Source organism: Clostridium sp. 1001271B_151109_B4 (genome assembly GCF_015670405.1).
Lineage (GTDB): Bacteria > Bacillota > Clostridia > Clostridiales > Clostridiaceae > Clostridium.
Genome location: NZ_JADPBQ010000009.1, coordinates 11,157 through 33,916, shown reverse-complemented (window position 1 = coordinate 33,916; position 22,760 = coordinate 11,157). Strand labels below are relative to the sequence as shown.

The following is a 22,760-nucleotide window of genomic DNA, read 5'->3' as shown; positions in this document are numbered from 1 at the left end:
TGGCAAAAATAATTAATATAAATAATTAGATAAGGAAGAAGAAATCATGGAAAATATTGAAGAAACATTTAATGAAATTTTAGCTTGTAATGTTCAAGAAGCTATGAAATATGCAAATGATGGATTTAAAAAGAATGGTAATCCAGAATATTTAATATATACTGGACATTGTTATTTAGTTCAAGGATACTTTGAGGAGGCAATTGCAGCTATAGATTTAGCATTTGAATTAGGTTGTGATTATATTGTTTATGGATATAATGTAAAAGGAGAAGCTTTATTAGAGTTAGGCCTTTATGCTGAAAGTAGAAGATGCTTTGAGAGAGTTTTAATGGAAGAAGAAGAACAATATTTAGCTAATACTTTTTTAGTTGAATTAGACATTAGAGAAAAGCTTTATATAGATGCAATAAATAGATGTATTGATTATATAGAAAAATATGAATGTGATAATATACAAATTGCAAACTTTAAATGTATAATTGGATGGACATATTTAATAGATTTAAATAATAGTGAATTAGCCAAAGAAGCGTTAGTAGAATCAATCAAAGCAAATGATAAATGCGGGAGATCTTATACAGGGCTTGGGATATATGAAGCGAATAATAAAAATTTCGAAAAAGCAATTAAGTATTTTAATAAGGCTATAGAAATAAACAATAATGATGGTGAAAATTATTTTGCATTAGCAATATGTTATAAAGCTTTGAAAAAATATGATTTTATTGAGGAGTATTTAATAAAAGCAAATACATTAGAACCGGAAGATAATAGAATTATTGAAGAATATGCTTATGAATTATTAAGACAGGGTAGAAATAGTGAAGCTATTGAATACTTTAAAGAAATAATTGATGATAGTATTGATAGTCAAGAAATTAAAAATTTAATTATTGATTTAGAAGAAAATGAAAAAAATAGAGAAATAGAATAAAGTACATAAAAGGCAAATGATAAAAGTTATAGATATCATTTGCCTAAATTATTATTTTTTATCGAAACTTCCACAGTTAGTTTCAGTATAAAGATTTGCGTTAGCTCCGTTTACTTGAATAGAAGAAAGGGTACAAAGACAATTTTCATTATGCTCACAACTACTTACTTTACAAACTAAACAATCACAAGGACCTGAAGTTTCTGAAGAATTAGTAAGGTCACTATAATTTTTTTTATCTAAGAATGATCCACAACATGTATTATTTTCAGCAGATGAAGCCATTCCACCTATATCAACACGATTTGAACAACAAATTCCTGAACTATTATATGAACAATTACATACATCACAATTAATTTTTGCCATTTTAATATCTCCTTAAAATAAATTATTAATTAAAATATCTATCTAATAAACCTTTAAATGCTTTTCCATGTCTTGCTTCATCCTTACACATTTCGTGAACTGTATCATGGATAGCATCTAAGTTGTGTTGTTTTGCTAATGTAGCAAGTTTTTTCTTTCCATCACAAGCACCAAATTCAGCTTCTACCCTTGCTTGTAAGTTAGCTTTAGTGCTTGGTGAAACAACTTCACCTAACATTTCTGCAAATTTACTAGCATGATCAGCTTCTTCATAAGCAATTCTTTTATATGCTTCTGCAACTTCTGGATAACCTTCACGATCTGCAGCACGTGACATTGCTAAGTACATACCAACTTCTGTACATTCTCCAGTAAAATTAGCTCTTAAGCCTTCAATAATTTCTGGATCAACATCTTCAGCTAAGCCAATTCTATGTTCATCAGCCCAAGCCATATCACCTTTCATTTCTTCAAATTTACTAGCTGAAGCTTTACATACTGGACAGACTTCTGGGGGTGTATCGCCTTCATGAACGTACCCACATATTGTACAAATAAATTTTTTCAATTAAAAAAAACCTCCTTAATATTATTTCAATAATAAACATCTATATTATTATTTCTCACATAAAATTTAATATTCATTTGAAAAATATAGAAAATATAATTGACTTTTGTTCTAAAAGTATATAAGATTGTAGGATATACTATATAGTAAGAGGAGAAAAAGATGGCAAAAGACAATAGCGGAAGCGAAAATTTTCATTATAATAATATAGAAAAAAAAGATAAGAACTTTATGTATAAAAACTTTAAAAGAAGTAATTGCTATAATTGCAATTTTGCAAATTCTAATTTTAATTTTGCAACTTTTAGAGGCGCTCATTTTAAAACTTGTAGTTTTATTAGGGGAAGTTTTGAAGGAACAGAATTTATTGGAACTAATTTAAAAAATAGCAAATTCAAAAATGCAAAATTCAAAAATGCTATTTTTGAGGGTGCAAATTTAGATGGTGCAGATTTTAAAGAAGCCATATTCGAAAATACAATATTTTTAGGATGTAAATTAGAAAAGACTATAAATTTCAATAAAGAATTAGATGGTGTAAGAATTTTCGATGAAATGCCAGTAATGGAGTTAAGCACTGAATTAAATACTGCTTTACAAGGTTTCATGGAAAATAAATTTGTTAAAAATTCAAGAATATTTGATACTAAAGATGGTGGAATTAACACATTAACATTAATGATTTTATTAGAAAATTTTAGCGAGAGTGAATTGATTCAAGGATTTGATAAAATTAAGTCAAAAATTGATAGAGATTTTTATACAATAAGTTATATTATAAGAATGATAAAAAAAGAATTAGTATAAATATTTAATTTAAGATAAGATTAAAAAAAGAAATACTATATCAATGGAAAATTTTCTTGATTTTCGTAGATATAATATTTCTTTTTTATCTTTAAAATTATTTTATTAATTACTTTAAAAGTTAGAAAATTAGTTGGAAAATACCCATTAAAATTATTATTAATGCAGATAATAATCCAGAGTATTTACCAAAAATTTCAGAAAGGAAACTGTTACCTATTTTTAAACCAACTATTAAAATTAAAACACTAAATATAAATGTAAAAACAGTTGTAAGAGGAATACTGATTCCGGACATACTTGCCCCAATACCTAATGCAAAATTATTTATACTTAAAGCTAATGCTAGAGAAACAGCTTCTTTTAATTCGATATTACCAGAACCATCTATGTCTGCTGTTTTGTTTTTAGTTAATATTTCGTCATAATTTAAAGAATCTATTAAATCATTATCTATATCATCACTATCAGGTGTGTCACTACAAAGTGATTTTTGATCTTTATAATAATCTATTGTCATCCAAATACCTACTGCAATTAAAAGTATTGCACCTATATAATTACAGATATACCCAGGGATGAATTTGCCTAATATAGCACCAAGAAGCATAGATAAAAATGTACCTAAAGTAACTATTAATGCTATTATTATATTTATACTAAATTTGATTCTAATTTTTTTTATTCCATAAGCAATCCCAATAATTAAGCTGTCCAAACTTGCTGAAAATGCTAACAAAATAGAAGAAAATATAAACATATGTTACTCCTTATTTCATAATTATATTAATTAGTATATTCAAAGATAAAAAGTTAGTTACTTAGACAAAAAAATCTTTTAAAATCTAATAAATGACGTAAAATATTTATATAAGTTAATTTGGGAATAATTGAGAAATCCATCTAGAAGAAGTAAATACACAATTAGTTTTGTAGTGGTGTCTATTTAGATTGTTTGTAAGTTTTGAAATGTACTATAAATTGAAAAGTGTTCAAATAGTTGAATCGTTAAAATATGTAGATTAAAATAAATGAGATATGTAAATTATAATTACACATCTCATTTATTTTTTAAGATAAATTGCTATTTAATAGTCTAAATTCCTTTGGTGTTAAGTTATATTTTCTTTTAAATAGTTTATTAAAATATGATAAATTATCAAATCCTACTTCTAAGGCAATATCCATAATTGCATTGTTACATGAAGTAAGTAAAATAGATGCTTTTTCTAAGCGATAATTATTTATATATTGAATACAAGTTAAACCTATATTCTTCTTAAAAAATCTCATAAAGTGATATTCACTATAATTGCAAAGAGCTGCTAAGGTGCTAATAGAAATATCTTCAGTATAATGTTCATTAATATAATTTAATACTGCTTTAATTTTATCAGTAGTATTAACGGTTAATAAGTTCTTATTAATTTGTTGTTCTATTAAATTATTTTTATAAAGGATCGCAAAGAAACTAAATAAAAATGATTTTAATTCAAGTTCATATGCAATATCTTTTTCATAGTAGCAGTATACTATATTTTCTATTAAGTTAAATAGAGCATTATAGCAAGGTGTGTGTGTGTTTATTAAATTGGGAAGTGCATGTTTATGATTTAAAATTGGTGATATATATTTAAGTAATGCACCATCAGTAATTAAACTTTTAAGCATATCCATATTAAATACAAATGATATCCAAGTCATTGTATTATCTTGAATTAAAGAAAAAGAATGAAGTCTTTGAGGTCCTACAATTAATATATCCCCTTTATTAATTATAAATGAATCTAAATCAATCCTATAATGACAGCTTCCGTCTATAACTATAATAACTTCTATTTCTTCATGCCAATGAACAGGAATAGAAGGAAAGGTTGGACTTATAGTGCCTTTATATATAGAAAATGGTAAAATAAAATTTCCATGAGTAGTATTTTCTTTTAGTCTTGTAAAATCTAATTTATCCATATTATCTCCAGTATAGCAGTATTGTTTTATTTAGTGATAGTATGCTGCAAGTATTTTATATTTCTAACTACTATAATAACATCATAATAGTAGTATTTAAATAGAATAATTCAATTGTTATAAAGGGGATAGAGGTACTATGGTTGGAAAAATATTAAGTTATGAAGTAAATAAAAATTTAATATTAGTAAATTATAAAGATATTCAATGTACTGTTACTATGATTAATGAAGCAGTAGTAAACTTTTTTGCTCCATTTTTTAGAAAAGAAAGAAATTCGAAAGCAGTAGAAAATTTAAAGTGTGAAAATATTGAGTTTAGTGTACAAAAAAATGAAGGATGTTTAAATGTAAAAACTAAATTATTAGATATTAGAATTTACGATGATTTTAAAGTTGATATATTTAAATTAAATGGAGAAGCATTATGTAGAGACTTTAGGGAAGAAAGAAAACCTTTTAGAAGATTAGGGGCAGAGTTTTCTTTAGCTGCTGAAGAAGGACATAAATTGGAAGGGCACGAAGAGTACAAGGTATATGTATCAAAAGTTATGGAAAATGATATGTTCTTTTATGGGTTGGGAGAAAGAACAGGATCATTAAATAAAAAAGGATATCATTATAGAAATTGGAATACAGATGATCCAACGCCACATGGAGAAACCTATACACAGTTGTATAAATCTATACCATTTTTAATTACAATGAAGGATAAAGAAGCATGTGGTATTTTCTTTGATAATCATTTTGAAAGTCATTTTGATATGGGAAAAGAAAATTCAAATTATTACTATTTTGGAGCAAAGGATGGGAATTTGGATTATTACTTTATTTATGGGCCAGAAGTTAGTAAGGTTGTAGATGAATATACTAATTTAACAGGTAAAACACCATTACCACAACTTTGGACATTAGGGTATCAGCAATGCAGATGGTCTTACGCACCGGCAGAACGGGCTTTAGAAATTGCCAAAACTTTTAGGGAAAAGAATATACCATGTGACACAATTTATTTAGACATTGATTATATGGATGGTTTTAGAGTATTTACATGGGATAATAAAAAATTTAAAAATCCTAGGGAATTTACAGAGCAATTAAAGAAAATGGGATTTAAAGTTGTAACAATAATTGATCCAGGTGTAAAGATAGATAAAGGATATAAGATTTATGATGAAGGTATAAAAAATGGATATTTTGCAACAGATAAAGATGGAATAGTATATAAAAATGTTGTGTGGCCCGGAGATTCTGTTTTCCCAGACTTTATGAATTCAAATGTTAGAAAGTGGTGGGCAAATAATCAAAAAATAATGATTGATTCAGGAGTTGCAGGAATTTGGAATGATATGAATGAACCGGCTAGCTTTAATGGACCATTACCTGACGATATAACTTTTGATAATGATGGTACATTAGTTACTCATAAAGAAATTCATAATATTTATGGACATATGATGGATAAAGCAACTTATACTGGCATTAAAAAATTTACAGGTAAAAGACCTTTTGTAGTAACTAGAGCATGTTATGCTGGTACGCAAAAATATGCTACAGTTTGGACTGGTGATAATCAAAGTACATGGGAACATTTAAGAATGTCTTTACCTATGCTAATGAATTTAGGGCTTAGTGGAATGGCTTTTTGTGGGACTGATGTTGGAGGCTTTGGACATGATTGTACAGCGGAACTTTTAAGTAGATGGGTGCAAGTTGGTGCATTTACACCATTGTTCAGGAATCACTCTACTATTGGTAGTAGAGAGCAGGAACCATGGGCATTTGGAAATGAAACAGAGGAAATTAATAGAAAATATATTAAATTAAGATATAAGTTTATTCCTTATTTATATGATATGATGTACAAATGTGAGGAAAATGGAGCTCCAATTATAAGACCGTTATTATATAATTATCAAAATGATAAAAAGACATATGAAATTAATGATGAATTCTTATTTGGTGATAATATATTAGTTTCACCAGTGGTTGAACAAGGATCAAGGCAAAAGTTAGTTTATCTCCCAGAAGGAAATAGTTGGATTGATTATTGGACAGGAACAGAATTTGAGGGGGGGCAATATATTATTAAAGAAGCACCTTTAGATATTTGTCCTGTTTATATTAAAGCAATGTCAATTATACCAACTAGCAAAGATGTAAATTATATAGGTGAAAAAGATAACGAATGTTTAAATTTAAATATTTACTTATCTAATAAAAAAGGTATTGGATATTATAATAATTTCTTTGATGATGGGGAAAGCTTTGATTATAAAGAAGGTAAATTTAATAAGTATGAATTTGACTTTGAGTTAGGAGAATCATTAAATATACAAATGAAGGAAAAAATAGGATATGAAAAAGTCTATAAGGAAATTGAAGTTATGGTTCATAATTTTGATTGTAGTAAAAAAGTATTCTTTAATGGAAATGAAGTTAAATTAAAAGATAATAAGTTTAAACTTAAATTATAAATTAGTTAATCTTACAATGCTTTATAGCAATTTGTAATTTTATAAATTTCCACCTTAAATTTAAAAAGTACGAGGTTTTTATAAACCTCGTACTTTTTATGCTTGAAAGAAAGTAATAATATTTATGTAAGAAAAATTATGCCTTGTATTACTCACAAAAAAATAAAAGTATTTTACAGGTAGATATAAAATTTAGAAGTTTAATTAGTAAGAGTAGAGTTAACTGTAAGGGTAAGATATGTTATAATAATTTATTACTTTAAGATAACGAGGTGAAAATATGAACTTAAGAAAGCTATTAGATGCAGTATTGGCTTTAGGATCAAATATTAGCATTAAAGAAGGTAAAGAAATTTATAAGTCAAAATTAGTAACAGGAATTACAAGTAAAGGCATTGAGGGTATTTATCATATATATTCAAAGGTAAAAGAAGATGATGATTCTAAAAGCTATAGTTGTCATATAAAATATAATTTGAAAAATGAAAAGGTTGATGGTGCAACTTGTACATGTAATACGTATAAAGAATTTTCAAAATACAAAAATAATTATGTTTGTAAACATATAATAGCAAGCATATTTTCCTTTTATATAGTGGCTAAGAATAAAATAAAAAAAAGCAATAAAAGTGATAATATCATACCAAAGAAAAAAAATATTTCAGATAATTATAAAAAAGAAATAAAATTGGATTTAGATATAAGAAGTATCAAAGAAAAAAATATATTTATGTTTGATATTCAATTTAGAATTGGTGAAGGGACTACTTACTTAGTGACTAAAATAAATGAATTTTTTTATGCTATAGAAAATAAAAGCCAGTTAAGGATTAATGGGGAATTTTTATTTAATCCATATAATATGTATTTTTCTGAAAGGGATAAACAACTTTTATTATTTGTAATAGATAGATTTAAAGAAAATAATGAAATTAAAATAATCGAAGGCAAATATTTAAGGTTAAAAAATAATGACATTAGAGAGTTCTTATCATTAGTTAGTACTGATAAAAAAATAAAATTAAATTATGATTATATTAATTATGAAACTTTTGTATATAAAGAAAATTTACCACTGTCTTTTACTTTAAAATTAGAAAATGAAATTGTTAATCTTACTACTAAAAAGAAGCTGCCTATACCTTTAAGTAATAAGTTTGATGTTTTTCTTTATGATAGGAAAATATATTTACCAAGTATTAGTGTTTCAAACTCTTATTTTGAATTTTGGAAAGAGCTTAAAAAACAAGGAAAGATAGAATATTCAAAAGAAAGTAATAAATTAATAAAAGTAATAAAAGTTTTAAGTGAAATTAGTAGTGATGTTGTATTATCAGAAGGAATAAAGAGAATTTGCAGAAGATTTTGGAATCCTAAGCTAAGTTTTTTTACAGAAAATGAATTAGTTAAGTGCAAAGCAACCATAAGCTATTTTGGCAAAGAGATAAATATTTTAGAAAATGATAGTATTGAGTTCTTTAGAGATTTAACCTTAGAGGATGAAATTGATAGAAGACTTGAAAGGTTAAGATTTATAAAGAAAAATAAATATTATATTTTTATTGGAAATGATGATGAATACTATGAATTTTTAAGTGAAGGAATAAATGAGCTTACTTTAATTTCGAAAGTAATTTTTAATAAAAGCTTTGAAAAATCTAATTTACTAAATTCGAATAATATAGAAGCTATAATTGAAGGTGAAGAGGACAACTTATACTTTAAATTTAATATAGAGGATATTGATTTTAGTGAGTATAAGGATATTTTAGAGGCATTAAAAGATGGAAAGAAGTATTATAAAAGTAAAAAAAGTAGGCTAATTAATTTAAAAGATATTGGTATGAATAATTTTTTAACTATGCTTGATAATTTATCTTATAGAAAAGACTTAAGTAAAGGAATATTAGAAGTAGATAAAAATAAAGCTTTATTTTTAGAAAATAGTATTGAAGGAAATAATTTATCGTTTATTAGAGGGAAAAAAATAGTCAAAGCTATAGGAGATAAACTATCTAATCGTAATGAGACGGAAATAAGCCAAGTGAAAGGATTTAAAGGTCAATTAAGAAATTATCAGTTAGTTGGAATAAATTATTTAAAGGCCTTAAGCAATTTAGGGTTTGGTGGAATTTTAGCTGATGAAATGGGATTAGGGAAAACAATACAAATTATTTCATTTCTATTAGAAGAGAAAAATTTACAAGAAAATAATAAAAAAAGCCTTATAGTTGCACCTACATCACTTTTATATAATTGGAAGGCTGAGTTTGAAAAATTTGCTCCAGATATAAAAGTAGGAATAGTACATGGAAGTAAAAATGCTAGGGAAAAAATATTAATTAACATAAATGAATTTGATGTATTGCTTACAACCTATGGCACAATAAAAAATGATATAAGTTTTTATGAAAATGAAGTTTTTGACTATTGTATAATAGATGAGGCACAAAATATAAAAAATCCTAAAGCACAAAACACTAAGGTTATTAAGGAAATAAATGCAAAAGTTAAATTTGCTTTAACAGGAACTCCTATTGAAAACTCTCTTATTGAATTATGGTCAATTTTTGATTTTATAATGCCAGGATATTTATTTGATGACAGTTCTTTTAAAGAAAAATTTATGAATAGAGATGAAGATGAACTAAAAGAATTAAAACTTCTTATTAATCCATTTATATTAAGAAGATTGAAAAGAGATGTTATTTTTGAATTGCCAGAAAAAATTGAAAAGAAATATTATGTTCAAATGACACCTGAGCAAAAACTTGCTTATAAAAGTTATATGAAAGATGTTAAGTTAAATATTAAAAATGGTGAAGAGGATAAGATTACTATTTTTTCTTACTTAACAAGATTAAGACAGATATGTCTTGATCCATCACTAGTAGATGAAAATTATGAGGGGAAAAATGGGAAATTTAATACAGTTATTGATATAATTGATGATGTAATTGAAAGTAAATACAAAATATTGGTTTTTTCACAATTTACATCAGTATTAAAAAAACTAAGAAAAGAATTAAGTGCAAGAAGAATTGAAAGTAAATATCTTGATGGAACAATAGGTGCAAAGGAAAGAGTAAGATTAGTTAACGAATTTAATGAAAGTGAAGAACCACAGGTATTTTTAATTTCATTAAAAGCAGGAGGAACAGGATTAAACTTAACATCTGCAAAGTTTGTAATGCATATGGATCCATGGTGGAATCCTGCAATTGAAGACCAAGCTACTGATAGAGCGCATAGAATAGGGCAAAAAAATATAGTTGAAGTTATTAAACTAATTGCAAAAGATACCATAGAAGAAAATATTATAAAATTACAGGAAGATAAGAGAGAAATAATTAATAGTGTAATAAGTGATGATAGCTTAAATATAAATAATATTTCAAAGCTAACAAATGAAGAAATTTTAGATTTATTTAAATAAAGACTTATAGTTTTATAAGAAGAGTATATTATAAATTAATAAGTTATAAGTTATAGTTAAACAGTAATATATTAATAAAATATCCTTAATATTAATTCATAAATTGAGTTAATATTAAGGATATTTCTGTGTGCGGTAAAGAAGATAAATAAAATTAAGTAAAATTTACTAGATTAAGGCTAAATATGATAATATTAATAATATAAAAAATAATATTGACTTTTAGGGGGAGAAAATGAAAAGTAATTTTAGTGTTAATAGGGAATTCTTATTAAAGACAGCAAAAGAAATATTAGAATTTAATAGTCCTACTGGATTTTGTTTTGAAATAATGGAGAGGATTGAAGAGATTATTAAGCCTTTTGGACATAAATTTGAAAGAAATAATAAAGGGTGCGGAATAATTACAGTTGAAGGAATAAGCAATGAAAAAACAATAGGAATGTGTGCACATGTAGATACTTTAGGTGCAATGGTGAGATCAATAACACCAAGTGGAAATTTGAAGTTTACAATATTAGGTGGACCTATTTTACCTACATTAGATAGTGAATATTGTACAATAAGGACTAGAGAAGGAAAACTTTATTCTGGTACATTCTTAAGTACTAGCCCAGCTGCTCATGTTTTTGAAGATAGTAAATCTAAACCAAGAGATGAAAAGAACATGGAAGTAAGAATTGATGAAGTTGTAAAATGTAAAGAGGATGTTGAAAAGTTAGGTATTGGAGTTGGAGATTTTATTTTTATTGATCCAAAGACTACAATAACAGAAAGTGGATTTATTAAATCAAGGTTTATTGATGATAAAGGAAGTGTTGCAGCTATAATTGCATTGTTAGAAATGCTGCATAGAGAAAATTTAAAACCTAAAAATACTGTGAAAATTATAATTTCTACATATGAAGAGGTTGGTCATGGTTCAGCATCTATTCCTTCTGATATTAGTGAAATGATAGCAGTGGATATGGGCTGTATAGGTGATGATTTAAGTTGTACAGAATATGATGTATCAATTTGTGCTAAAGATTCTAGTGGGCCATATGATTATAATATGACTACTGAATTAATTAATTTAGCAAAAGAAAACAATTTAAGTTATTCTGTAGATATATATCCAATGTATGGTTCAGATGTCAGTGCAGCCTTAAGAGCTGGAAATGATATTAGAGGAGCACTTATTGGACCAGGGGTTCATGCTTCTCATGGTATGGAAAGAACTCATGTAAATGCTCTTGAAAATACAATAAAGTTATTGAGTGCATATTTAATATAATATTAAAAAAAATAAATATGCTTAAAGCTCACTAAGGTTTAAATGTCTTAGTGAGCTATTTTATATTTCAAGCCTAAATTTAATTATATAAATATGATTTTTCTTTAGATTTTATAAGCAATAAAATTTTAGAAATTAAAAATAATATAGGTAATTCTATTAATGGGCCTATAATAAGAGCTAAGGAGATTAATGGCTTATCTGGAAAGGTTGCTACAGCAATAGCTAGTGCTATAGGAGAATTTCTAGCAAGAGTAGTTAAATTTAGAGAAACACTATCTTCATAATTTAGTTTAATAATCTTACTTGTTAATCTTCCAAATATAAAATTAATTATAAAGAACAATAAAATTGGAGCTAATAAAATTAGTAATACGTGATAATTTTGAATCAAAATCTTTCCTTGAGAAGCAAACATAGCTATAATAGCAATATTTAAAAAAATATTCTTTGAATATATATATATCGTTTATGGAATTATACCATATAAAAATTATATGGAAAGATTAAGATTAAAAATGAAACGTTTTTTTGAATAGACCAAAAAAATAAGTAATATAAGTCTATATATGTATTAATGCTCTCTTCATAGTAACAGTTTTTATTATTTTAACTGTCTACTATAAAGAGAGTATATCATTTTCATATCAGCTAATTTTTATAATTATCATAAATTTATATAAATAAATCTAAGAAGGACTTTAGTTATAAGATTACTATATTATAAATCTTGTAATCTGCCTTTATTTTTTAGGTGAGAAATTAATTTATCAGGATCATTCATGATTAACTCTTTAGGCATTTCTATTTTTTTTAATAATTCAATTCCATTAGAAAAATCACCAATTTTTAAATTAATATGAGCATCAGAAGTTAAAATAACTTTAGTACCATGTTCTTTACAAAGCTGTGCAACTTTTTCACAATTAACATTACTTCCAATTCTTGATGTTCCAGATAAAGAACTGTTATTAATTTCAATCATAATATCCTTTTCCTTAGCTTTTCTAACAATTGCATCATAATCAAGTTTATAATTTGGGTTTCCAAGATGACCTAGTATTTCAACTTTTTCATACTTATCTATTGTATTTAAAATAGATTTAGTATTTTCTTCTAAAGATTTTGGTTCAAATACAGGTTCATGAAAAGAAGCAATCATATAATCTAAGTTTTTTATAGCGTCGTTAGGCATGTCAAGATTACCATCAACATCAAGGATATTAGCCTCACATCCTTTTAAAATTAGCACTCCATTTATTATTCTTGGAAGAACCTTTAGATTACCGAAGTACCAGTAATGTGGAGCTCCAGGCATAGTAGGCGCATGCTCTGATGTACCTAAAATTTTAATACCCTTTTCTGAACAAAAGTTAATATTCTCCATAAGGGTTGTGTATGCATGTCCGCTCACTATAGTATGAGTATGCAAATCAGATAAGTAATTCATAAAATTCTCCTTTGTCGTATTATTAAAGTAAATATACTTATAATTAAAGTATATTTATTTTTGAGTTAAACTTCAATAAAAGAAAGAAATAATGGGAAATTAAAATTAAATGTTTAATTTATATAAAAAATGAAATTATAATAAGTGAAAAGAAAAGTTTAAAAAATAATTTAACAATTTAATAGTTTAGTACAATAAAGCAAAATGATAATATGATAAAATTTATATATATATATTAAATATTATTTAAATAAAATAAGTGTCAAATAGTATAAGTTTAATTTAATCATATAAAATGTGCTATTTTGTAAAAAAATAGGGTGGAAAGAATGAAGTTATTATGATAATATATATTGTGAAATAAAATTCGACAAAAAAGCTATAATATGAAAAATAGCTTACTTAAACTAGGGAGGAAATATTATGAGTAATAATAAAGGTAAACTAACTTTAATTGCATTAATACTTATGATTTTTACATCAGTATTTGGATTTAATAATATTCCAAGGGCATTTTTCCTTATGGGATATTCAGCAATTCCATGGTATATTTTTGGAGCTATATGCTTCTTTATTCCTTATGCATTTATGATGGCTGAATTTGGAGCAGCATTTAAAGAAGAAAAAGGTGGGATTTATGTTTGGATGCAAAAGTCTATTGGTAGAAAGTTTGCATTTATTGGTACATTTATGTGGTTCGCATCATATATAGTTTGGATGGTTAGTGTATCATCATCTATATGGGTTCCGCTTTCTAATTTGATATTTGGAACTGATAAAACATCTACTTGGTCATTGTTTGGACTTACTTCTTCACAAACATTGGGTATTTTAGGAGCAATGTTTGTTATATTAATTACATTCTTATCATCAAAAGGTTTGAATAGTATTTCAAAAGTTGCATCTATTGGAGGTATATTTGTAACAAGTGCAAATGTACTATTAATAGTTGGTTCATTAATAGTATTTTTTGCTAATGGTTTTCAAGCAGCACAACCATTGAATTTATCTGAATTTGCACACTCACCTAATCCAGCTTATGGAAGTGTTTTAGCAGTATTAGGATTTTTAGTATTTGCTATATTTGCTTATGGAGGATTAGAAGCAGTCGGTGGACTTGTTGACCAAACAGAAAATGCTAATGAGACATTTCCAAAAGGAATTAAAATTTCAGCAATAGTAATTGGTGTAGGTTACTCTTTAGCAATATTGATGGTTGGTTTATTTACTAATTGGCAAGAGGTACTTTCAAATCCTGATGTAAGAATGGCAAATGTAGCATATGTGGTTATTAAAAACTTAGGAGTTAGGTTAGGTGAAGTATTTGGATTATCTCCACATGGAGTTGAGATAATGGGTACTTGGTTTGCTAGATATATTGGATTAGCAATGTTCTTAGCTTTATTGGGGGCATTCTTTACATTAATTTATTCGCCATTAAAACAATTAATAGAAGGTACTCCAAAGGAGATATGGCCAGAAAAATGGACTGCAATAAATGAAAATGGTATGCCTGTAAATGCAATGTGGATGCAATGTATAGCGGTTGTAGCTATTATTATAATTGCAGTTATAACAGGTGGAAAATCTTCTAGTTTCTTAGATTATTTAATACTTATGGGAAATGTAGCAATGACAATACCAACTATGTTCTTATCAATTGCATTTATTTACTTTAAGAAAAATGATAGTATAGATAAACCTTTTATTTTCTTTAAAAGTAAAACAGTTGCAACAATATGGGCTATAATAGTAACTTGTACGGTTGGATTTGCTAACATATTTACAATATTACAACCAGCAATTGAAACTAAAGATTATGTTTCTACTGGATTCCAATTAGCTGGACCAATAGTATTTGGATTAATTGCTTTCTTCTTAATTTCTAGATATGAGAAAAGATATGGAAGAAATAAGGATTCAATAGATAAAGTAGCATAATAAAAAAAGTACCAAACGAAGTTGTTTGGTACTTTTTTTTATTATAGGCCTGTAACTTGAATATCTTGTAGTAAATGTTTATATTTCAAAAATTCAGCATATAATGAATCTATACGTCGTTCTAATACTTCTCTTTCTGTAATTTGAGCTGTTTTCTTTAAATCGGATGTAAGTTTTTGAATTTCCTCATCAATTGACCACATTTCTTTCATGATTTCATATGCATTATTTCTCATAATAATCCCATCCTTTTAATGTAAAGTGTTGAAATAAAATTATTTCAATATAATTATAACATAGAATATATATTAGTACAAAATTGGTTTTATATAAGTAAAAAATTACCAACTAATCAAAAAAAGACAATAAAATTAATTAAAATGTTATTTAGAAAGGTTTACAGAAATTTTATTCGTAAATATAACAATAAACTATTTCAAAAATATGGGAATATGGTAAAATATTATTAGAATTTGAGAAAATTAATATTAAATTTAAATAACATAATATAGGATAGAACAGATTAAAAACGGGAGGAATTTTGAGATGAAAAAAATATTATTTGTCGCTTCTGAATGTGTACCATTTATTAAAACTGGTGGACTAGCAGATGTTGTAGGATCGCTTCCTAAATCATTTCCAAAAGAAGAGTTTGATGTAAGAGTTGTGATACCAAATTATACATGTATACCATGGCACTACAGAAGTGATTTTAAATATATTACACATTTTTATATGGATCTAGGACAAGTCACTGGTAGTGAATATGTTGGTGTATTGACAACACAATATGATGGAATTACATTTTATTTTATCGATAATCAACGTTATTTTGGAGGAAATACTCCATATGGAGATACTAGATTTGACATTGAAAAATTCTGCTTCTTTAGTAAGGCAGCATTATCAATTTTACCAAGTATAGATTTTAGACCAGATATAATACATTGTCATGATTGGCAAACAGGGGTATTACCTGTGTATTTACACACAATATTTAGAGATAATCATTTCTACGATAATATAAAAACTATAATGACAATCCATAATTTAAGATTCCAAGGAATTTGGGATATTAACACTCTTCAAAAAATAACTAATTTCCCAGATTATGTGTTTAGACCTACTGATATGGAATATAATAAGGAAGCTAACATGTTAAAGGGTGGAATGGTTTATGCAAATTATATAACTACTGTAAGTAATAGTTATAAAAATGAGATACAAAATGATTACTATGGTGAAGGACTTGATGGAGTAGTATGCCAAAAGTCAGGAGATCTTTATGGAATATTAAATGGTATTGATTATAATGAGTATAATCCTGAAACAGATAATGAAATATTCAGTAAATATAATAAATATAGTTTTATAGAAAATAAATTATATAATAAAAGAGGATTACAACACGAATTAGGATTAGAAGAAAATGATAATAAATTTATGATAGGTATAATATCAAGATTGACTGATCAAAAAGGTGTAGATTTAATTGCTAGAGTAATAGAAAAAATTGTAGATGATAACACTCAATTGGTAGTCCTTGGAACTGGTGATAAAGGATATGAAGATATGTTTAGATATTATGAGTGGAAGTTAAAAGGAAAGGTATCTGGCAATATTTATTTTTCAAATAACAGAGCTCATAAGATATATGCAGCGGCTGATGCAATGCTTGTTCCATCTAGATTTGAACCTTGCGGTTTAACACAACTTATATCATTAAGATATGGAACCGTTCCTATAGTTAGAGAAACAGGTGGCTTAAGAGATACTGTTGAACCATTTAATATATATTCTGATTGTGGTACAGGCTTCTCATTTGCAAATTATAATGCTCATGAAATGCTTAATACAATTAATTATGCTAAACATATTTATTTTGATCATAGAGATAAATGGAATGGTATAGCATTTAGAGGAATGGAAAAAGATTATTCTTGGAGAAATTCAGCACAAGAGTATGCTGGGCTTTATAGAAAATTAATGGGTGAATGGTAAAAGTATTATGATATTCTAAAGTTGTAGAAATTAAATGTTATTTATAGAAGATTTTAAGGAATATAAGTACTTAGTATTAATATAAGCAAGAGTTGTAGTAAATAGAATATTATAATAAGGAGCCACAATGTATTAAAATATGTTGTGGCTTTTTATTTATTTATTTGATGAATTTTTGTTTGAATTACTCCTTGAACATCCTAATAAAAATCCTACACAGCTACTTATTAAGTCTCTAAATTGTATTATAGATGGATTGGCTTCTTCAGGAATTAGGTTGAAATCATATCCTATAATTAGCGAAGATAAAGCAATTACACAAACTGATAAAGCAACAATAACTTGAAAAGATTTATTGCAAATGTAATATTTTAAATCCGTTGAAAGGTTATTGGATTTATTTTTACTTTCAATTTTACAATTTCTATCCTCGTCTTTTAGATACTTTTCTTTATCCTCTTTATCGTCTAACTCATCTTCATCTATTGTAACGATTATTGGAGAGTTAGAATCACTGCTCTTTATAACTTCGTGTTTTAAAAAATTTTCGCTTAAAAAGTAACCAAAAATAGAAGCAACAGTAGTACGTATGATAACACTAATAGATATTCCACTATTTGTTGAAGGTTCAGGCATAAATAAATTATAGATACATTGAAGTAAAAGTATAAACATTATAATTATTAAAGATTTATCGCTAATAGCTATTTGATTCCAACATTTAATTAATGCATGTAAGAGTTTATTTTTATTTTTTCTCATAAGCTTACCTCCGTTATTACAATATATTTTATTAACTTACTTTTACATATGTTACATATTTAAACCATATATTTGGTTTGCTTAGTTAAATTTATTTAAAGTAGATATAACTAATAATGATAATAATATGAAAAGATGATATAATAATTAAAAAGATATACTAGGAGGATAAAATGAAGTTTGATGGAATAATATTTGATTTAGATGGGACGTTATGGGATTCAACTGCAGAAGTAGCAAAAACTTGGACTAGTATAATTGCAAAATATAATTTAAAGCGTAAAGAAGTAACTGTTGAAGACTTAAAGCCATGTATGGGAAAATTATTGGATGAGATAGCAAGTATTTTATTACCAGAGCTAGATGCTAAAATGCAACTTAAAGTAATAAAAGAATGTTGTGAATATGAAAATGAATATTTAAGAGATTATGGTGCAACACTATATGATAAATTAGAAGATACATTAAAGGAATTATCAAAAAATTATAAACTATTTATAGTTAGTAACTGTCAAGATGGTTACATAGAATGTTTCTTTAAAGCACATAAATTAGATAAATACTTTATTGATTATGAATGTCCTGGAAGAACAGGATTACCTAAAGGTGAAAATATTAAGCTAATAGTTGAGAGGAATAACTTAAAAAATCCTGTTTATGTAGGGGATACCCAAGGTGATGCAAATGCAGCGAAATTTGCTAATGTTCCTTTTATATTTGCAAAATATGGATTTGGAAATGTAGAGGAGTTTTATAATTCAATAGACTCTTTTGATCAATTGTTAAAAATAATATAATTAAGGAGAAGCAAATGATAAGTAAAAAACAACTAAAAGAAGATATAATAACATATGATATAATTACTTATAAGGATGAAGATGGAAAAGACATTGAATATGTAGAAGTAACTTTAGTAGATAGAATTATTGATGTTTATATGGATATAAGAGAAGTAAACATTGGTATTTTGGCTAATAAAATAATTGAAGATAACTTATATGAAGAATAAATAAAAGTCACCTAATTTGGTGGCTTTTATTTTTATATAAAGATACTAATATTTATAGGAATTATTTAATTTATTATTAAGTATTTATAAAACAAGTAAAACTTTGTATAATAAAGGGGAAAATATAATGCGAATAAGCGTTAAAAATATTTTAATAAATTATTAAATAAAGTGAAATGTAAGGAATTAATATGAAAATTTATGGTTATGAAAATAATTCAATAAGAAAAGAAAGATATTTATATGAAGCTTTAGGAATGAATTTAAAGGAAAAGAGTATTATTTCCTTTGTTGGTGGAGGGGGAAAAACAACATCTGTTTACACATTGGCAAAGGAGTTAAGTGATTTAGGTAAAAAGGTTTTAGTTACAACTACAACACATATGCATATGCCAAAGGATTGTATTGATTTTAAAGGTGATGTCAATGAAATAATTGAAAGATTAAAAACATATAATTTGGTTACAGTAGGAATTAAAGAAAAAAATGATAAGATTTCAAGTGTTGGTGAAGATATAGCTGAGACTCTAATAAATTTATGTGATTTTTTAATAATTGAAGCTGATGGAGCAAAAATGTTACCTCTTAAGGCGCCAGCAAGCCATGAACCTGTTATTTTAAAAAATACTACAATGGTTGTTGGGGTTGCTGGAATAGACTCATTAAATAAAAGCATAAAGGAAACATGCCATAGGCCACAGCAGGTTTGTAATATATTAAAGAAAAATGACAATTATGTTATTAAACCTAAAGATATAGCTATTTTATTAAGTAGTGAAGATGGGCAAAAAAAAGGAGTCAATGAATGTAGAAATGCTGTTTATAGAGCAGTGATTAATAAGGTAGATAACAAGGAATTGTTAGAGTTAGCAGAAGAAATATGTGAATATTTGCAGCAAAACAATATAAAAAGTATAATTACAAGTTATAAAGAGTTTAATGAGGTGTAGAGATGCTAATAGTGATTAAAGGTGCAGGAGATTTAGCAAGTGGTATAGCATACAGATTAAGAAAAAGTGGATTTGATATTATAATGACAGAAATAGAGAAACCTACAACCGTAAGAAGAACAGTAGCTTTTTCTCAAGCTATATTTGATAATGAAATAACTATTGAAGGAATTAAAGGAGTTAAGGTTAATAGTATAGATGAGATAAATGAAGCGATAAGTAAAGGTAATATACCAATTATAATTGATGAAAAAGCAGAAATTGTATCAAAGTTAAAGCCTAATGTAGTTGTAGATTCTATAATTGCAAAGAAAAATTTAGGTACAAGCATAGATGATGCACCGATAGTTATTGGAGTAGGGCCAGGATTTGAAGCACAGGTTGACTGTGATTTAGTAGTTGAAACTAAAAGAGGTCACTATTTAGGTAAAGTTATAGAGAAGGGGAGTGCTATACCAAATACAGGGGTTCCAGGTAACATTGGTGGATATACTAAAGAAAGAATTATAAGAGCTTCAGCAAATGGTAAAATAAAGCCAATTGTTAAAATAGGGGATTTTGTTAAAAAAGGTGAAGTAGTGGCTTATGTAGATGAAGAAGAAGTTTTAGCGCAAATTGATGGAATAGTAAGAGGAATGTTACAAGAAAATATTGAAGTGTTTAAAGGTATGAAGGCTGGAGATATTGATCCACGATGTGAAAGAGATCATTGTTTTACAATTTCAGATAAAGCAAGATCTATAGGTGGTGGAGTATTAGAAGCAATAATGTATATGAGTAATAAGAATAAATAAATGAAAGATTAGGGAGTAAGTTATGAAAAAATTTATAGATGCTAAGGGAAAGAATTGTCCAATACCAGTGATAATGGCTAAAAAGGAAATAGAATCTGGAGTTAATTTTTTTGAAATTGAAGTAGATAATAAAATTGCTGTTGAAAACTTAAAAAAGCTTGCAAAAAATCAAGGGTTTGAAATAAAAATTATACAGGATAAAGGTAACTTTAAAGTTGAATTTTCTAATGGATGTGAAGAATGTGAGGATATTTTAAATAAATTAGAAGAGAAAAAAGAATTAGGAAATTGGGCTGTATTTATGAATAAAGAAACCATTGGCAGTGGAGATGATGAGTTAGGTAAATCATTAATGAAGATGTTCTTATATACTATTTCTGAAGGTGAAGACTTGCCAAGTTCAATTTTATTTATGAATGGAGGCGTGAAAGTTCCAACCTTAAATGAGCAAGCAATTGAGCATTTAAAACTTTTAGAAGCTAAAGGAGTAGAAATGTTAGTTTGTGGTGCTTGCCTTAATTTTTATGGTTTAGAAGACGTGTTAGGTGTAGGAAAAGTTAGTAACATGTATGATATAACAAATGTTATGAAACAGGTATCAAAAGTGATAACTATATAATTATAGAAGATTAATGAATTATATTAGAATAAAAATATTAAAAAATATTATTTAGTATATAAAAATATAAGGTTAAATAATAAGTCAGCATAATTTAGAATATTCTATTTACTATAAATAATAGAAAAATTTTGTATTATGCTGACTTTTTAATTGTATATTATTTTATTATTATTGAATGTGATTGCTTATCAGTAACAGTACCAATAATTTTTGTCCAAGGATTATGGAGTTCCATTCTTGATATATATTCCAAAGCATCTTTTTCTGGCATTGATAAAAGTAGACCACCAGAAGTTTGAGGGTCTAGGAGTACATCTTGCATTTCTTGAGTAACAGAGGAGTAACAGTCAAAAGTATTCTTTAAATATTCTAAATTGTTATACATTCCTTCAGGAATAATTCCCATTCTAGCATATTCTAGAGAATCGGTAATAAGAGGTATTGAATTAGAGTAGAACTCAATAGTTTTATTACTTCCACTTGCCATTTCATACCCATGACCTATTAGGCTAAATCCAGTTATATCTGTACAAGAATTAACATTTAAGTTTTTTAAAGAATCTTTAGCATATTTATTTAAAGTTGTCATTACATTAGTTACTTCTTTAATTTTTTCATAAGATAGTAATTCTGCTTTAGTTGCTGTATTTAAAATACCTATGCCTAAGGGTTTAGTAAGAACAAGGACATCACCAGTTTTAGCATTACTGTTAGTAAGGATTTCATTAGGATGAGCAAATCCAGTTACACAAAGTCCATATTTAGGAGTAGGGTCTGCAATAGTATGACCACCACTAACAATTGCACCAGATTCAGATACCTTACTGTATCCGCCAGCTAAAATATCATGCATTATTGATGAATCTAAACAAGATGGAAAGCATAATAAATTCATTGCAATTGCAGGATCACCACCCATAGCATAAATATCACTCAATGCATTTGTAGCAGCAATTTGTCCAAATATGTAAGGATCATCAACCATAGGAGGGAAAAAGTCAACAGTTTGAATAAGGACTTTATCTTCACTTACTTTATATACACAAGCATCATCTTTTTTATCAAAACCAACCATAAGATTTGAGTCTTCAAATTTAGGTAGATTTTTTAATACTGAATCTAAAACTCCAGGGCCTATTTTAGCAGCACATCCAGAAGTTTTAGTTAAGGCAGTTAATTTAATAGTATTCCCCATTTTTTCTCCCTTCGAATTAAGAAATAAATATTTTTTATATAGAACTATTATAAATAAAAAATGAAAAATTATAAATATATATGGAAGAATTTATTTAATTATGGTATAGGGATATAGGACTAAAAAAATAATATGAAAAATATAAATAGTTGTGTTTTAGTATAAAGAGTATTAAATGTATAAAGTTATAGCTTTTATA

Annotated in this window: 21 protein-coding genes; 12 read left to right on the top strand and 9 right to left on the bottom strand. The window is 26.5% G+C overall.

Features of this window, described 5'->3' with window-relative positions; translation table 11 throughout:
- Nucleotides 1–46 precede the first annotated feature (46 nt).
- Nucleotides 47–937: a tetratricopeptide repeat protein gene (locus I4V63_RS07845; protein WP_196000743.1), complete on the top strand. Its 891-nt coding sequence runs from the start codon at nucleotides 47–49 to the stop codon at nucleotides 935–937.
- A 51-nt stretch (nucleotides 938–988) separates the two neighbouring features.
- Here the strand turns inward: I4V63_RS07845 and I4V63_RS07840 are convergent, their stop codons facing one another.
- Nucleotides 989–1,306, bottom strand: a complete 318-nt coding sequence (locus I4V63_RS07840; RefSeq protein WP_196000742.1) for a DUF1540 domain-containing protein — start codon at nucleotides 1,304–1,306, stop codon at nucleotides 989–991.
- A 25-nt stretch (nucleotides 1,307–1,331) separates the two neighbouring features.
- Entirely contained in the window at nucleotides 1,332–1,874 is a 543-nt protein-coding gene (locus I4V63_RS07835; RefSeq protein WP_196000741.1) for an NADH peroxidase, read from the bottom strand.
- A gap of 162 nt (nucleotides 1,875–2,036) precedes the next feature.
- On the opposite strand from I4V63_RS07835, the gene I4V63_RS07830 reads away from it, so the two are divergent.
- Nucleotides 2,037–2,681 (top strand): pentapeptide repeat-containing protein, encoded by a 645-nt coding sequence (locus I4V63_RS07830; protein ID WP_196000740.1) that lies wholly within the window; start codon nucleotides 2,037–2,039, stop codon nucleotides 2,679–2,681.
- A gap of 121 nt (nucleotides 2,682–2,802) precedes the next feature.
- On the opposite strand, the gene ytaF is transcribed toward I4V63_RS07830, so the two are convergent.
- Nucleotides 2,803–3,441, bottom strand: a complete 639-nt coding sequence (gene ytaF, locus I4V63_RS07825) for a sporulation membrane protein YtaF (protein ID WP_196000739.1) — start codon at nucleotides 3,439–3,441, stop codon at nucleotides 2,803–2,805.
- A 311-nt stretch (nucleotides 3,442–3,752) separates the two neighbouring features.
- Nucleotides 3,753–4,649 (bottom strand): AraC family transcriptional regulator, encoded by an 897-nt coding sequence (locus I4V63_RS07820; protein WP_196000738.1) that lies wholly within the window; start codon nucleotides 4,647–4,649, stop codon nucleotides 3,753–3,755.
- A gap of 139 nt (nucleotides 4,650–4,788) precedes the next feature.
- Between I4V63_RS07820 and I4V63_RS07815 the strand changes: the two genes are divergently transcribed.
- The 3 genes from I4V63_RS07815 to I4V63_RS07805 all read left to right on the top strand — a co-directional run bounded on the left by I4V63_RS07815 (nucleotide 4,789) and on the right by I4V63_RS07805 (nucleotide 11,837).
- Nucleotides 4,789–7,125: a TIM-barrel domain-containing protein gene (locus tag I4V63_RS07815; RefSeq protein WP_196000737.1), complete on the top strand. Its 2,337-nt coding sequence runs from the start codon at nucleotides 4,789–4,791 to the stop codon at nucleotides 7,123–7,125.
- 280 nt (nucleotides 7,126–7,405) lie between these two features.
- Nucleotides 7,406–10,561 carry an SNF2-related protein gene (locus I4V63_RS07810; RefSeq protein WP_196000736.1) on the top strand — a complete coding sequence of 1,052 codons (3,156 nt, stop codon included), beginning with the start codon at nucleotides 7,406–7,408 and terminating at the stop codon, nucleotides 10,559–10,561.
- A 235-nt stretch (nucleotides 10,562–10,796) separates the two neighbouring features.
- Entirely contained in the window at nucleotides 10,797–11,837 is a 1,041-nt protein-coding gene (locus I4V63_RS07805) for a M42 family metallopeptidase (RefSeq protein WP_196000735.1), read from the top strand.
- A 79-nt stretch (nucleotides 11,838–11,916) separates the two neighbouring features.
- Here the strand turns inward: I4V63_RS07805 and I4V63_RS07800 are convergent, their stop codons facing one another.
- Both I4V63_RS07800 and I4V63_RS07795 read right to left on the bottom strand, forming a co-directional pair.
- Nucleotides 11,917–12,231: a hypothetical protein gene (locus tag I4V63_RS07800; protein ID WP_196000734.1), complete on the bottom strand. Its 315-nt coding sequence runs from the start codon at nucleotides 12,229–12,231 to the stop codon at nucleotides 11,917–11,919.
- A gap of 327 nt (nucleotides 12,232–12,558) precedes the next feature.
- Nucleotides 12,559–13,287, bottom strand: a complete 729-nt coding sequence (locus I4V63_RS07795; RefSeq protein WP_196000733.1) for a phosphatase — start codon at nucleotides 13,285–13,287, stop codon at nucleotides 12,559–12,561.
- Between the two features lie 420 nt (nucleotides 13,288–13,707).
- On the opposite strand from I4V63_RS07795, the gene yjeM reads away from it, so the two are divergent.
- Nucleotides 13,708–15,228, top strand: coding sequence for a glutamate/gamma-aminobutyrate family transporter YjeM (yjeM, locus tag I4V63_RS07790; protein WP_196000832.1), 1,521 nt, complete (start codon nucleotides 13,708–13,710; stop codon nucleotides 15,226–15,228).
- A 41-nt stretch (nucleotides 15,229–15,269) separates the two neighbouring features.
- On the opposite strand, the gene I4V63_RS07785 is transcribed toward yjeM, so the two are convergent.
- A complete protein-coding gene (locus tag I4V63_RS07785; protein WP_196000732.1) occupies nucleotides 15,270–15,464 on the bottom strand; it encodes a hypothetical protein in 195 nt (64 codons plus the stop codon).
- Nucleotides 15,465–15,774: 310 nt separating this feature from the next.
- On the opposite strand from I4V63_RS07785, the gene I4V63_RS07780 reads away from it, so the two are divergent.
- Nucleotides 15,775–17,229, top strand: coding sequence for a glycogen synthase (locus I4V63_RS07780; protein WP_196000731.1), 1,455 nt, complete (start codon nucleotides 15,775–15,777; stop codon nucleotides 17,227–17,229).
- A 156-nt stretch (nucleotides 17,230–17,385) separates the two neighbouring features.
- Here I4V63_RS07780 and I4V63_RS07775 read toward each other — a convergent pair whose 3' ends face one another.
- Nucleotides 17,386–17,991, bottom strand: coding sequence for a hypothetical protein (locus I4V63_RS07775; protein WP_196000730.1), 606 nt, complete (start codon nucleotides 17,989–17,991; stop codon nucleotides 17,386–17,388).
- A 173-nt stretch (nucleotides 17,992–18,164) separates the two neighbouring features.
- On the opposite strand from I4V63_RS07775, the gene I4V63_RS07770 reads away from it, so the two are divergent.
- The 5 genes from I4V63_RS07770 to yedF all read left to right on the top strand — a co-directional run bounded on the left by I4V63_RS07770 (nucleotide 18,165) and on the right by yedF (nucleotide 21,363).
- Nucleotides 18,165–18,788 (top strand): HAD family hydrolase, encoded by a 624-nt coding sequence (locus I4V63_RS07770; RefSeq protein ID WP_196000729.1) that lies wholly within the window; start codon nucleotides 18,165–18,167, stop codon nucleotides 18,786–18,788.
- 14 nt (nucleotides 18,789–18,802) lie between these two features.
- Nucleotides 18,803–19,000 (top strand): hypothetical protein, encoded by a 198-nt coding sequence (locus tag I4V63_RS07765; RefSeq protein ID WP_196000728.1) that lies wholly within the window; start codon nucleotides 18,803–18,805, stop codon nucleotides 18,998–19,000.
- A 191-nt stretch (nucleotides 19,001–19,191) separates the two neighbouring features.
- The gene (gene yqeC / locus I4V63_RS07760; RefSeq protein WP_196000727.1) at nucleotides 19,192–19,950 is read left to right on the top strand and encodes a selenium cofactor biosynthesis protein YqeC; all 759 of its coding nucleotides are present in this window, start codon (nucleotides 19,192–19,194) and stop codon (nucleotides 19,948–19,950) included.
- A gap of 2 nt (nucleotides 19,951–19,952) precedes the next feature.
- The gene (yqeB, locus tag I4V63_RS07755; protein WP_196000726.1) at nucleotides 19,953–20,744 is read left to right on the top strand and encodes a selenium-dependent molybdenum cofactor biosynthesis protein YqeB; all 792 of its coding nucleotides are present in this window, start codon (nucleotides 19,953–19,955) and stop codon (nucleotides 20,742–20,744) included.
- Between the two features lie 22 nt (nucleotides 20,745–20,766).
- Nucleotides 20,767–21,363 carry a sulfurtransferase-like selenium metabolism protein YedF gene (gene yedF, locus I4V63_RS07750; protein ID WP_196000725.1) on the top strand — a complete coding sequence of 199 codons (597 nt, stop codon included), beginning with the start codon at nucleotides 20,767–20,769 and terminating at the stop codon, nucleotides 21,361–21,363.
- Between the two features lie 160 nt (nucleotides 21,364–21,523).
- On the opposite strand, the gene selD is transcribed toward yedF, so the two are convergent.
- Nucleotides 21,524–22,561: a selenide, water dikinase SelD gene (selD, locus tag I4V63_RS07745; protein ID WP_196000724.1), complete on the bottom strand. Its 1,038-nt coding sequence runs from the start codon at nucleotides 22,559–22,561 to the stop codon at nucleotides 21,524–21,526.
- Nucleotides 22,562–22,760: the final 199 nt, after the last annotated feature.